This window comes from Pseudonocardia sp. (genome assembly GCF_029263155.1).
In the GTDB taxonomy this organism is placed as follows: domain Bacteria; phylum Actinomycetota; class Actinomycetes; order Mycobacteriales; family Pseudonocardiaceae; genus Pseudonocardia.
Genome location: NZ_JAJCYB010000022.1, coordinates 50,340 through 64,036, shown reverse-complemented (window position 1 = coordinate 64,036; position 13,697 = coordinate 50,340). Strand labels below are relative to the sequence as shown.

Below are 13,697 nucleotides of genomic sequence, written 5' to 3'. Positions count from 1 at the left end.
CCCCGGGGGCGGTTGCCCCCCTTCCCCCGCGGGGCCGGGGGCGGTCACCTCCCGGCCCCCCCCCGGCCGGCAGGTGGGCGGGGTGCACCAGGCGCTTCCTCATGGGAACGGCCGCCCGTCCACGGTGTGGCGGGTGGTGGTCCACCAGATCCGACCGACAGTCCGGCTCGCCCGGACCGCTACGGTCGCGTTCCGGCGGTGCGGAAGCGCACCTTCGGGGGAGGGGGTGTGACGGTGGACGCGGGTTCGGCGCGCTGGAACGAGATCACCCCGTCCGCGCACGCCCCCGAGCGGGCGGCGCTGCGCCACGTCCGCGACCTGCTGCCCGACCGCCACCCCTACCAGGCCTGGTCGAACTTCACCTTCGTCTCCGACCAGGGGCACATCCGTGAGGTCGACCTGCTGGTGGCCGCGCCGACCGGGCTGTTCCTCGTCGAGATCAAGAACTTCCGCGGCCCGCTGTCGAACTCCGGGGCGACCTGGGTGCTCTCCGGGAACCGCACCCGCACGCTGGACAGCCCGGTGCCGCTGGCCGACCAGAAGGCCAAGGAGCTCAAGAGCCTGCTGGACCGGGCCGCGGTCCGCGAGCGCGGCGTGCGGGTCCCGTTCCTGCGCGGGTGCGTGTTCCTGGCCGACCCGGGGATGGAGTGCCGCCTGGAGCAGGGCCGCCGCGACCACCTCTACGTCCCCGACGACGCCCGAGCCGCCGGGATGCTGGGCCGGATCGGGGCGGATCTGCTGCTCGGCCCGATCCGGCACGCGCCCCCGTCGAACGAGTTCTTCCGGGCCCTGCCGCGGTTGCTGGCGACGGTGGGGGTGCACCGCACCCGGCGCAGCGTCTCGGTCGGGCCGTGGCGGATCGAGCCGCGCCCCTACGACTCGGGCCCGACCTGGCAGGACCACCGCGCCTCGCGGGAGGACCTCGAGGGGGAGTACCGGCGGATCCGGATCTACCTCTACGAGCGCGAGTCCGACCCGCAGACCCGCGAGTCGGTCCGCGGCGCCGCCGAGCGCGAGTACCTCGCCGGGCGGGGCATCGACCATCCCGGTCTGCTGGTGCCGACCGACCTGCTCCAGCACGACCACGGCCCCGCGCTGGTCATCGACCAGCACCCCGACGCCCGGCGCCTCGACCACTACCTCGCCGGCGACGGCCGCGAGCTGGACCTGCCCGCCCGCCTCGACCTGGTCCGCCAGCTCGCCGACGCCGTCCGGTTCGCCCACGACCGGCGCCTGGTGCACCGGGCGCTGTCGCCGCGGGCGATCGTCGTCGAGCCCGACCCGGTGCAGGGGTGGCGCCGGCCGCGGCTGCGGGTGGGGGAGTGGCAGTCGGCGGCCCGTGGCCTGTCCTCCTCGGCGACCACGCACCGGGTGGTGCCGACCACGCACGCCGGCCGGCACGTGGAGGCGGCCGCGGAGGCCTACCTGGCGCCGGAGTTCACCGGCGAGGCGGACGGCACCGTCGCGATCGACGTGTTCGGGGTCGGCTCCACCGCGTACCTCATCCTGACCGGCCGCCCCCCGGCGGCCGGCCGGGCCGAGCTCGCGCAGCGGCTGGCCGCCGAGGGGGGTCTGCGCCCGTCGGCGGTGGACGAGACGCTGCCCGCCGATCTCGACGCGGTGATCGCGCTGGCCACCGACCCGCGGGTGGCCGACCGCTACCCCGACCTGGAGGCGCTGCTCGACGATCTCGCCGAGGCGGTCGCCGCGCAGGCGCCCGACGAGCCGGTCGAGGACCCGTGGGAGGCCACGGCCGGCGCGGAGCTGCCGGAGGGCTACCGGGTCCGCCGGGTGCTGGGCACCGGCGCGACCGCGCGAGCGTTCCTCGTCGAACGCGACGGACTGGAGTCGGTGCTCAAGGTCGGCAGGTCGGCGCAGTCGCAGGACCGGCTGGCCGACGAGGCGACCGTCCTGGAGGGGCTGCGCCACGAGCACCTGGTCGGGCTGCGCCGCGGGGTGTTCCCGCTGGGCAACCGGCATGCGATCGAGCTGGACAACGCCGGCGACCAGACCCTGGCGCAGCTGCTGCGGGCCGAGGAGTCGCTGCTGCCCGACCAGCTGCAGCGCTTCGGCGACCAGCTCCTCGACGTGATCGACTTCCTGGGGCGCCACGACACCTTCCACCGCGACGTCAAACCGGAGAACCTCGGCGTGCGCCGCCATCCCAAGCGCGGCCCGGCGCTGGTGCTGTTCGACTTCTCGCTGGCCGGGGCGAGCGCGTCGGACACCGCGGCCGGCACCCGCGGCTACCGCGACCCGTTCCTGGGCAGCGACCGGCGCCCGGTCTACGACGAGGCCGCCGAGCTCTACGCGGTGGCCGCGACGCTGCACGAGATGGCGAGCCTGGAGCTGCCGGCCTGGGGAGAGGACGGCACCGACCCGCGGTTCGGCGGCGAGCTCACGGTGTCCGCCGAGCTGTTCGACGCCGGCCTGCGCGAACCGTTGACCGCGTTCTTCCGCCGCGCCCTGCACCGCGACGCCGCGCAGCGGTTCGGCACCGCGGGCGCGCTGCGGGAGGCCTGGAACCGGGTCTTCACCACGATGGACGCGCAGGCCCCGGCTCGGACCTCGCACACCGCCACCGACGACCCGCAGGAGAGCCGCGACGCCGCCGCCGACGCCGCGACGGCCGACACCGCGCTGGACGCGGCGGGGTTGTCGCTGCGCGCGGTGGCGGTCGCGCAGCGCCTCGGGGCGGAGACGGTGGGGACGCTGCTGGCCGTCCCGACCCGGGAGCTGTGGCGGGCCCGGGGGCTGTCCCGTACGACCCGCCTGGAGCTGGTGAACCGGGTCGCCGCGTGGCGCCGCCGGCTGGGCGTGCCGGCGGCGAGCCCCGCCCCGGACCCACGCCCGGAGACCGCCCGGGACCTGCCACCGGGCCTGGACGCGGTGGCCGCCCGGCTGCTGCCCGACCCCGCCGGGAAGGGGGCCGACCCGGCGGCACTGGTGCGGCTCGTGCTCGGCATGCCCGACGCCGGTGGGGTGCTGCCGGCCGCGCGCTGGCCGACGCTCACCGAGGTCGGTGCGGCGGCGGGGCTGACCCGAGCCCGGATCGGCCAGATCCTGGCAGCGCGGCGCCGGGCCTGGATCGGCGATCCGGTGCTGGTCGTGCTGCGCGACGAGCTGGTGGCCCGGCTACGCGCGCTGAATCGGGTCGCCGCGGCCGGGGAGCTGGTCGCGGAGCTGCTGGCCGCGCGAGGCTGCGGGAACGAGGAGGACCCGGCCCGGCGGCTCGCGCTGGGCTACGCGGTGCTGCGCGCGATCGTCGAGGCCGACGGGAGCGCCGAGGAGCCGCTGCTGGCGACCCGGCGGCACCGCGATCGGGTGCTGGTGGCGCTGCAGGTCGCCGAGGACGAACCGTTGGACACCCCCGGTGACGCGCAGCTGCTGGACATGGCCGCCGAGCTGGGCGACGAGGCGGTCCGGCTGGCCGCGACCGACCCGCTGCCCACGCCGCGGGCGGTGGTCCGCGCCCTGGCCGAGGTCGCGGCGCGGCACGACCTGGTGCCGGCGGAGCAGCGGCTGGTGGCTCTCGCCGCGGCGGCGTCGGGTTCGGTGCTGGTCAACGCCCGCCTGGAGGTCTACCCGCGCGACCTGGACCCGGTGCGTGCGCTGCGCCTCTCGCAGGCCGGGGCCGGGGTGCCCGCGGGCGGGATCAGCGACGAGGCGCTGCGCCGTCGGGTGGCCGCCCGCTTCCCCGGCCTGGCGCCGCTCCCGCGGGGCCGGGCGCTGGCCGGCCTGCTCGCCGACGCCGACTTCGACCTGCGCTGGGACGGCGAGCACCTCGTCCCGCCGGGCGGGCCGGACACCCGTAGCTCCACCCGCTCCGGGCACACCGGCACCGGGCACGGGCGGGGCGGGCCGGCGGCCGCCGCCGACGGTGGCCCCGACGCGCGGCTGCGCCACGTCCTCGACCAGGGCGGCACCCGCCTGGTGACGGTCCGGCGGTCTGGCTGGGCCGCGGCCCGGGACCGGGCGGCCGCGGTGCTGGGGGTCGAGCCGGTGGACGCATCCGCGGCGTTCGTCGGGGCGCTGCGCGAGGTCGCCCGGGAACGCCGGATCAGCGACTTCGACGTGGTGCTGCGCGCCGATGCCCCCGACGCGGACTCGCGGGCCCGGACCAACCTGGGCCGGGTGATCGCGCAGGCCTGGGACCGGCTCGAATCGACGTGGATGGCGCAGCCGGTGCTGCTGCTCGACGCGCTGACCCCGTTCGGCCGCTACGAGGGCGGGATGGCGCTGCTGGACCGGCTGCTGGCGGCGGCCCGGACCGCGGGCCGGGACGGCGGGCCGCGCACCCTGGTGCTGCTGTGCCCGGCCCAGGACGAGCAGCAGCCGCCGCGGATCGGCACGCACGTGGTGGGGCTGACCACCGGCGAGGAGTGGGTGGTGGCGCCGTCCCGATGGGCGACGGCGGCATAGGAATGTCTGATAATATCAGACAAGGAGGCTGTTGCTGGCCTGCATACTGCAGGGTGGCAACCGATTATCAGACATGATCTACGAGGTGCCCGCGCTGGAGGAGCCGGAGCTCCGCGTGCTCGCGAGCATCCAGGACCTGCGGGTGAAGCTGCGGCACCAGATGCACGAACCACGGCGATGGGCCGGATCGCTGCGGCGCGTCTCGCTCGCCCGCGCGATCCAGGGGTCCAACAGCATCGAGGGCTACCAGGCGGGCCTCGACGACGCCGTCGACGTCGCCGCGGGCGAGGAGCCGCTCGACGCGCCCGAGGAGACCCGCCTCGCGCTGCGGGGGTACCGCGAGGCGATGACCTACGTGCTGCAGCTCGCGGGCGAGGACGACTTCGCCTACAGCTCCCGGCTGATCAAATCGCTGCACTACATGATGACCAGCTACGCGCTCGCGAACCGCCCCGGACTGTGGCGCGCGGGCAGCATCTACGTCCGCGACGACGAGACCGGCGAGGTCGTCCACGAGGGCCCGGACATCGACGAGGTGCCCGGCCTCGTCGCCGAGCTCGTCGACGAGCTGAACGAGCCTCGCGAGGACCGGGACCGCATCGTCACCGCGGCGATGGCGCACCTCAACCTCGTCATGATCCATCCCTTCCGGGACGGCAACGGCCGCATGGCGCGATGCCTGCAGAGCCTGGTGCTGGCGCGCGACGGTGTGCTCAGCCCGGTGTTCATGAGCGTCGAGGAATATCTGGGCCGCAACACGCGCAGCTACCACGACGTCCTCGGCGTCGTCGGTGGCGGCTCCTGGCAACCGGATCGGGACGCGCGACCATGGCTGCGGTACATGCTCACCGCCCACCTGCGGCAGGGCCGGACGATCCTGCGACGCATCGACGAGAGCGAACGGATGTGGTCGGAGCTCGAACGACTCGTGGCGCGGCGCAGGCTGCCCGAGCGCACGATCATGGCGTTGTTCGACGCCACCGTCGGCCTGCGGGTGCGCAACGCGACCTACCGGTCCTACTACGAGGACACCCCGGACGAGATCACCGATGTGACGGCCGGCCGTGACCTGCGCGGTCTCGTCGAGGCCGGGCTCCTGGAGCCCCGTGGTCAGAAGCGCGGGCGCGTCTACGTCGCCCGCGACGAGCTGATCGACATCCGGCGGCGGGTCACCGCGCTGCGTACCGGCCGGGACGACTCGGATCCGTTCGCCGCCACGGCGGACCGGGTGGGCCCTCGGTGAGCGGCCGGTGTCCCGAGGCCGGGTGGCCGAGCGCCGCCGTGCGTGGCCGATGGCCGGGTGTGCCGCCGGTCATGGTGAGGTGGGCCGGCTCGTCGCCCGGGTAACGGGCGGCGCCGGGACGCCCGATGGGAACGGTATGACGAGGGGACGCACCACGTGATCGACGCGAGCCGGCTGCTCACCGACCTGCAGGGGCAGGTGCGGCACCTGGAGGCCGACCTGGCCGAGCAGGTCGCCGCCGACGAGGTGCTGGCCGGGGTGCTGCGCGACGAGCACGCCGCCGAGCGCAGGGCCCGCCGCACCGCCGCGGAGTGGCCGGCGTGGCGGGACGCGCAGCTCACCCAGGTGGCGGTGGCCTGGGTGCTGGGCACGGTGTTCCTGCGCTGGAGCGAGGACAACGGCCTGATCGACCCGGTGCTGTCGGGCCCCGGCGCGCGGCGGGCCCACGCCGAGGACGCCCAGCTCGACCACTTCCGCGCCCATCCCGAGCACCACGACGGCGACTGGCTCGCCAAGCAGTTCGAGGTGCTGCGCGCCACCGACGCCGGGCGGCTGCTGTTCGACCCGGAACACAACCCCGCCTACGCGCTGCGCACCGGCGAGCACTGGGTGCCGCCGGGCCACGACGCGGCGAAGCGGCTGATCGCGTTCTGGCGGGAGACCGGCGCCGACGGGCAGGTGCGCCGCGACTTCACCGACGAGCACTGGGACACCCGGTTCCTCGGCGACCTCTACCAGGACCTGTCCGAGGACGCGAAGAAGCGCTACGCCCTGCTGCAGACCCCGCGGTTCGTGGAGCGCTTCATCCTGCGCCGCACCCTCGACCCTGCGGTGGAGGAGTTCGGCGTCGACGGCCTGCGGCTGATCGACCCGGCGTGCGGCAGCGGGCACTTCCTGCTCGGCGCGTTCGCCCGGCTGGTCGAGGCCTGGCGCGAGGAGTCCCCGGGTCTGGACGGCTACACGCTGGCCCGCCGGGCGTGCGAGTCGGTGCACGGCGTGGACACCAACCCGTTCGCGGTGGCGATCGCCCGGTTCCGGCTGTTCGTGGCCGCGCTGCAGGTGGCGGGGGTGGCGACGTTCGCCGAGGCCGCCGGGCAGCGCTGGCCGGTGGTGATCGGGTGCGGCGACTCGCTGCTCCCGCTGGAACGCCAGGAGTCGTTCACCGAGGTGGACGAGATGGCCGGGTACCGGGCCCGCTGGGAGGACGTGCACGAGTTCGCCGACGAGAAGCTGCTGCACTCCGGGACGTACCACGTGGTGGTGGCCAACCCGCCCTACATCACCGTGAAGGACCCCGAGCAGAGCGCGGCCTACCGCGAGCGCTGGTCGGCGTGCCACCGCCAGTTCCAGCTCACCGTGCCGTTCGCGCAGCGGATCTTCGACCTGGCCCGGCGGCCCGGCGCGGACGGTCTCGGGTCGGGCCACACCGGCCAGATCACCTCGAACGCGTTCATGAAGCGCGAGTTCGGCACCAAGCTGATCGAGGAGTTCCTGCCCGGGGTCGAGCTGTCGCACGTGATCGACACCTCCGGGGCCTACATCCCCGGCCACGGCACACCGACGGTCATCCTCATCGGCCGCCGCGGCGCCCCGAGCCGCCGCGGCGCCGTGCGGGCCGTGCTCGGGGTGCGCGGCGAGCCGGGCCAGCCCGACGACCCGGAGAAGGGCCTGGTCTGGACCGCGATCGAGGCACAGGTCGACCACCCGGGCTCGGAGTCGGACTGGGTGAGCGTCGTCGACCTGCCGCGGGAGCGGCTGGCGGGGCACCCGTGGTCGCTGTCGGGGGGCGGGGCCAGCGAGCTGCTCGCAGCACTGGAGTCCGGGTCGGCCACCCCGTTGGCGACCGAGCTGGATGGGCGAATCGGATTCGCAAGCTTCCCGGCCGCGGACGAGGTGTTCTTCACCGTGCCGGACCTGCCCCGGAGATTGCGCATGGAGCCCGGGGTGACGAAGCCGGTCATCCTGGGTGACCTGGTCCGGGACTGGGAGATCGCCGAGGACGAGATCGCCGTCGCCCCCTACGGCGCCGACTTCGCGCTGCTCCCGCTCGATCCGGCGAGCAGGTGGGCCCGGTACCTCTGGCCCAACCGACGGGTCCTCCAGTCGATCACCGGCTTCGGTGGCGAGACCCGGCTGCAGGCGGGCGAGCCGTGGTGGTCCTGGTACCGCTGGGTACCCGCCCGCTACCGTGAGCTGCTGTCTATCGCGTTCGCGTTCGTGTCGACCCACAACCACTTCGTGCTGGACCGGGGCGGGAAGGTGTTCAAGCAGTCCGCGCCGGTGATCAAGCTGCCGGCGGGGGCGGGGGAGGACCGGCACCTGGAGCTGCTCGGGGTGCTGAACTCGTCGACGGCGTGCTTCTGGCTCAAGCAGGTGTGCTTTCCCAAGGGCGGCAGCGGGATCGGCCGGGGGATCCAACCCGAGGACTGGATGGAGCGCTTCGAGTTCAACGGGACCAACCTCGAAGGCTTCCCCCTCCCCGCCGACCTCCCCCTCGCCCGCGCCCGCCACCTCGACTCCCTCGCCCAGCGCCTGGCCGCCACCACCCCCGCCGCGGTCGCCGAGCGCGCCGCCCCGACCCGCGACACCCTGGCCGCGGCCCGCGTCGAGTACGACCGCCTGCGTGCGGAGATGATCTCCGCGCAGGAGGAGCTGGACTGGGACGTCTACCGCCGCTACGGCCTGCTCACCGACGCCGAGGCCGCGCAGGTGCTCGGGCCGCGTTCCGCGGAACGCGACGCGGTCGGCGACGCGGAGCCGCTCGCGCTCGGTGAGCGGGCGTTCGAGATCGTGCTGGCCCGCAAGGTCGCCGCCGGGCAGGCGGAGACCCAGTGGTTCGCCCGGCACGGCTCCACCCCGATCGTCGGGCCGCCCGCGCACTGGTCGCAGGCCTACCGCCGCACCGTGGAGGCCCGGATCGCGCTGATCGAACGCCGCCGCGACCTCGCGCTGATCGAGCGCCCGGAGTGCAAGCGCCGCTGGGGAGGCGACGGCTGGGATGCCCTGCAGGAGCTGGCGCTGCGGGGCTGGCTGCTCGACCGGTGCGAGGACCGCGCGCTCTGGTTCGCCGTCGACGACAACGGCGAGCAGCAGCCGGCCCCGCAGACCGTCCGCTCGCTCGCCGACCGGCTGCTGGAGGACAAGGAGTTCGGCTCGGTCGCCGCGTTGTGGGCCGGCCAGGAGCTGGGCCGCCCCGACGCCGAGCTCGCCGAGATCCTCGGTGCCCTCCTCGACGCCGAGCACGTCCCGTTCCTCGCCGCCTACCGCTACAAGCCGGCCGGCCTGGCCAAGCGCGCCGAGTGGGAGCACACCTGGGGGCTGCAGCGCCGCGAGGACGCGATCGCCGCCCGGATGGGCCACGGTGGCCACGGTGGCGCCGACGTCACCGACCCGGAGGTCCGCCGGGAGATCGCCCGGGAGATCGGCGATGTCCCGGTCCCGCCCAAGTACGCCCAGGCAGACTTCCTGCGCGGCAGCTACTGGTCGCACCGCAACAAGCTCGACGTGGCCAAGGAGCGGTTCGTCTCCTACCCGGCCGCCACCCGCGACGGCGACGGCAGCCTGCTGCTCGGCTGGGCCGGCTGGGACCACCGCGAGCAGGCCCAGGCGCTCGCGGTGCTGGTCAGCCGGCGCCGCGCCGAGGACGGCTGGGACACCGACCGGGTGCTGCCGCTGCTCGCCGGGCTCGCCGAGGTGCTGCCCTGGGTGCAGCAGTGGCATCCCGAGCCCGACCCGCTCTACGGCACCACCCCGGCCGAGATCTACGACGGCTTCCTCGACTCCCAGCTCGGTGAGCTCCGGGTCAGCCGCGACCAGCTCGCCCGGTGGCGCCCCGACGGCCGGGTGAACGTCGCCCCGCTGCCCGGCCGTCGCACCGGCGCCCAGCTCGGCGGCCCGACCGCGCAGGCCCGGGGCGCCGGCAGCCGCCGTCCCCGCAGCGCCCCCGACCCGGCCCACGCCGACGCCGTACTCACCGCCGCCGCCACCGAACCGCTGTCCAACGAACGGATCCGCGAGCTCACCGGCCTCGACGCCGCCGCTGCCCGCGCCCTGGCGAAGTCCCTGGTCGCCGACGGCCGCCTCACCACCACCGGTCAACGCCGCGGCATGCGCTACCTGCTGCCGGATGCCGGTTCCGCCGGCGACGCCGCGGGGACGTGACGCGGACGAGGGGCCCGCGTCACGACACGACCTCGAAGGTCGTCCCGTTCCACCGCCACGACCGGGCCAGGGTGACCGACGACCCGGCCCGGGGATCGGCGCCGACCCAGTAGTCCACGTCGTGGGTGATCACCCCGTCCTCGACCGACGGGAGGCCGGTCAGGCGGGGCTCGATCCCGAACTCCGACGGGCCCGGGCCGGGTGGGGCCACCAGGGTCGCCAGGAGCTCGGGTCCGGGCCCGTGGACGTGCAGCTCGACGGTGAAATAGTTCGGGCTGACGTTCCGCGGCGCACAGAGCAGTGAGACCACGGCCTCGGACCTGCCGTCCCCGGTCAGGTCGTCGACGGCGACGGCGAGGACCTCCACGATGTACTCGTCGTGCGTACCGTCGCCCGGACCGGTACCGCTACCGCCGGCGACGACGGCGGTGAACGGGCCGTCGCTCACCCCCGAGCAGGTCATCGGGTAGCTGCGGTCGGTCCAGTCCACCGTCTCCACCGGGTCGGGGAGCTGGGACTGCACCGCCGCCTGCACCGTCCTCAGCACGGAGCCCGCCAGGACCGGGTTGCGTTGCAGGTTGCGATGGAAGCAGTCCAGCAGGAAGGCGTCGTCCGGCGCGTCGAGGGCCCGGCAGCGCAACGGCGAGACCGCCGGGTCGGGAGCGCGCGCGGAGTCGAGGCCGACCGCGAGGTCGCCGACCCCGACCCCGCCCTCGACGGTGCGGATCAACGTCGGCAGTCTGAACAGGGCCCCCGGCCCGATCAGGTCGGGGAGGTCGGGGGGTCGAGGGTCGAACAGGGCGGCCCCGGTCTCGATCTCGCCGGCCAGTGGCAGCAGCGCGACGCCGTCGGGCCAGCTCGGGAGCCGGCCGATCTCGTCCGACGACGGTTGCAGCGCGGTGCCCAGGGGGCCGTCGGCGACCGCGATGACATCGCAGCGGTTCCGCCGTCCGGCCCTCAGGTCGGCGAGTCCGAGTTCGGCGCAGGTCGTCAGCGCCGCGTCGAACGCCTGCGTCTGTGCATCGTTGCCGTCCACCGCGTCGAGCTCCGCCCCGGCCTCGCGGATGTCCTGGAAGTAGGCGAGCAGCTGCGAGCCGGTGAACGGTGTTCCGAGGGTGATCGCGGCCGCGACGTGTGGATGCGTCCCGTCCGCGGCCACGGGGGTCCGCCCCAACGCGAACTGGGTCGCCAGCCCGCCCAACGAGTGGGCGACGACGACCGCCTTCCGATCGGCCGCGCGGGCCAGGCAGGCCAGGGTCCCGGCGAGCGCCGGGCCGCTGCCCTCGGCGTCCACCCATTCCAGGGCGACCGCGCGATAGTCGAATCGGAAGGTCTGGACGCCCTCGACGTCCTCGACGACGGTCTGCTCCAACGACCTGTCGGTACCGGTGATCGGCTCGTCCCACATGGTCGGGTCGGAGTTCATCCCGTGCACGAACAGCACCGGGACGAGCCCCGGCTCCACCGCCGCGGACTGCACACCGCCACCGAGCATGCACGTCCCTCCCCGTACCGGCTCCGGTCCGCTCGGCGAGGCGCCGCCGGTGGCCGTCACCAGTCCCAGGACCGCGGCCAGCAGGGGTACCCACCGCCGACGGATCATGGTCGTACCCGCGCGAAGGTGATGCGCCACTGCCCGTCGACGAGCCGGAACCCGACGTCGATCGCCTGTTGCCGGTCGGCGGGGCCGACGAGCGCGGTGGCCGCGGCGAACGGGCCCAGGGCGCCCCAGTCGGCCAGCTCGACCCGCACGGGCTCCGAGGGCGGGGCGGGCTGGTCGGGCGCCAGCGACCGGGCGAGCGGGGGAGACAGCGCCGTCCGCAGCTCCGCGACGTCACCGGAGGACAGCAGCGTGGCGACGGCGGCGGTCGCCTGGGGCGGCGCGGCGTCCGGTTGCTCGCCCGGGCCCCGCAGCAGCATCGCCACGGACGCGGCCACGGCCGCGATCACGACGACGCTGCACAGGAGCAGGATCCGGGAGCGCCTCATCACGATCCGCCGTCCTGGGCGGGAAGCGCCACGGAATGCAGGATCAGCCACCTCGAGCCGTCCCGCGTGAGGCGGAGCAGGTACCGGCCGGGCTCCGGTCCGCGTACCTCCGCCTCGACCTCGGCGTAGCCGGGCGTGGTCTCGGCGAACGTCTCCTCGGCCACCTGCAGGGTCGACCCGGCCGGCAGCAGCGGCTCGCCGGTCTCCAGGAAGGACGCCCGGACGTCGGGATCGAGGATCTCGGCCTGCTGGGCGGGCGTCCTGGAGGTCGCCCTCTCCTCCAGCTCCGACCAGTCCGCACTGCACCCGCAGGCGAGCGCGGCCGTCAGCGCGAGGAGGATCGCCGGGCGGAGGTGCCGCGGCGCGGTCACGAGGTGCTCCCGGCGATGAAGGATCCGATCTCGTCGGGAGCACCTCGAGCCCAGCTCGGGTGTCGTCGATCCGGGATCCGGATCGGTCCCCGGCACGGACGGCCGTCCGTCGCCCGATCCGTCGGCCGGTGGCTGCTGCTGGTCCGGTGGCGTGTCTACGGGCGGTGGGTTGTCGGGTGGTGGGTCGGCCGGGGGAGAGCCGGTGACGGTGAAGTTCTTCCGGCTCGCAGCCGTCGGGCCTCCCGAGCCGGTGACCGCGCTGAAACTGACCTGGCCCGGCTGCGCCGTATCCGGGACGGTCGTCGTCGCGGTGAACCTGCCGTCCGTGACCGGTCCGGTCCGGAGGCGAGCGAGGAGCTCCAGGTTGCCGTTGCCGTAGTTCTGGGCGACCTCGATGGTGACGCCGCCCGCGTAGGTGTCGTGATCCCATCCCGTGCCGTTGATCGTGACGGTGGTACCGACGGCGCCGGACCCGGGGGAGATGGTGATGGTCCGGACGTCCTGTGCGAATGCCGGGCGAGGCCCCGACAGCAGCGTGAGCGACAGGACGGCGACCCCGAGCACGGCCGTCCAGCACGAGCGTCGTCGAGCAACCCCGGATCGCATTCCGAGCACTCCCGCCTGGCCGACCGCGGCGGACGCGGCTCCGCTGCCGGCCGTCCCGTCAGTGTCGACCCGTCAAGTGTCGACGAGGTCGTCGGGGCGCTCCGTGTCGTTACGGTGCCGCCTCCTCCGCTGTGTGGCGGCATCGGGACCGCAGCCCGCCCGATCGGCTCCGCGTTCGCCGAGGGACGCCCACGGTCGGTCGGCACCCTCCGAGGTTGCAGACCGGTGTCGATCCGCGACGGCCTGCTAATGGCGGGCCGCCGGCGCACGGTGACACGGGTGTACCCGAACCCGACAGGGGAGCACGAACCGCATGAGCCGCATCGCCCGCATCGCCCGCATCGCCGTCCTCGCCGTCACCGCCCTCGCCCTTCTCACCGGGTGCGCGGGCTCGATCCCGGAGGGCGCCGCCCCGGACGGCGCGGTCCCCGCCGCGCCGGCCCCGGCGGCCCAGCCGGAGGGGCTCAGCGACCTGGGCAACCTGCCCAAGCAGTTCGGCGAGGCCGCGCAGATCGGTCCCGACGGCGGTGAGCCGCTGATGGAGTTCACCCTCGGCGACCCGGTGGAGGCCACCTGCGACCAGGGATTCGGTGACGGCCCGGAGAACGGCCGTTTCGTCGAGCTCCCGGTCGCGGTGCAGACCTTCGACGACGCCGAGGGGATGCTGGTCCTGCTCAACCCGACCGCGCACTCCTTCGAGTTCGTCGACGCCGACGGGCGCTCACACGGCGAGCTGGGCACGATGTCGGCCGCCACCTCGTGCGGCTACGACTCGCCGATGGAGCTGCGCCCGAACCGCAGCTACGACTACCCGGTGGTGCTGGACCTGCCCGAGGGCCCGGGCACGCTCGTGCTCGACCTCGGGGCGGCCGCCGGGTGGGAGTGGCAGCTGGGCTGAGGCCGGT

General features: G+C 74.7%; 7 protein-coding genes. 4 read left to right on the top strand and 3 right to left on the bottom strand.

Features of this window, described 5'->3' with window-relative positions:
• Nucleotides 1-228 precede the first annotated feature (228 nt).
• The 3 genes from pglW (at nt 229) to pglX (ending at nt 9,826) form a co-directional block, all read left to right on the top strand.
• Nucleotides 229-4,422: a BREX system serine/threonine kinase PglW gene (gene pglW / locus Q1K26_RS03720; protein ID WP_300007723.1), complete on the top strand. Its 4,194-nt coding sequence runs from the start codon at nt 229-231 to the stop codon at nt 4,420-4,422.
• A gap of 31 nt (nt 4,423-4,453) precedes the next feature.
• A complete protein-coding gene (locus Q1K26_RS03715; protein WP_300007722.1) occupies nt 4,454-5,665 on the top strand; it encodes a Fic family protein in 1,212 nt (403 codons plus the stop codon).
• 156 nt (nt 5,666-5,821) lie between these two features.
• On the top strand, nt 5,822-9,826 hold the full coding sequence (pglX, locus tag Q1K26_RS03710; RefSeq protein WP_300007721.1) for a BREX-2 system adenine-specific DNA-methyltransferase PglX: 4,005 nt from the start codon (nt 5,822-5,824) through the stop codon (nt 9,824-9,826).
• Between the two features lie 19 nt (nt 9,827-9,845).
• On the opposite strand, the gene Q1K26_RS03705 is transcribed toward pglX, so the two are convergent.
• Genes Q1K26_RS03705 through Q1K26_RS03695 form a run of 3 tightly spaced genes read right to left on the bottom strand, consistent with a single transcriptional unit; the run spans nt 9,846 to nt 12,750 of the window.
• Entirely contained in the window at nt 9,846-11,429 is a 1,584-nt protein-coding gene (locus Q1K26_RS03705; RefSeq protein WP_300007720.1) for an alpha/beta hydrolase, read from the bottom strand.
• Nucleotides 11,426-11,818, bottom strand: coding sequence for a hypothetical protein (locus tag Q1K26_RS03700; RefSeq protein WP_300007719.1), 393 nt, complete (start codon nt 11,816-11,818; stop codon nt 11,426-11,428). Before Q1K26_RS03700 ends, Q1K26_RS03705 begins: the two co-directional genes overlap by 4 nt.
• The gene (locus Q1K26_RS03695) at nt 11,815-12,750 is read right to left on the bottom strand and encodes a hypothetical protein (RefSeq protein ID WP_300007718.1); all 936 of its coding nucleotides are present in this window, start codon (nt 12,748-12,750) and stop codon (nt 11,815-11,817) included. The genes Q1K26_RS03700 and Q1K26_RS03695 overlap by 4 nt, the downstream gene beginning before the upstream one ends.
• Nucleotides 12,751-13,105: 355 nt before the next feature.
• Between Q1K26_RS03695 and Q1K26_RS03690 the strand changes: the two genes are divergently transcribed.
• Nucleotides 13,106-13,690, top strand: a complete 585-nt coding sequence (locus Q1K26_RS03690; protein ID WP_300007717.1) for a hypothetical protein — start codon at nt 13,106-13,108, stop codon at nt 13,688-13,690.
• Nucleotides 13,691-13,697 lie beyond the last annotated feature (7 nt).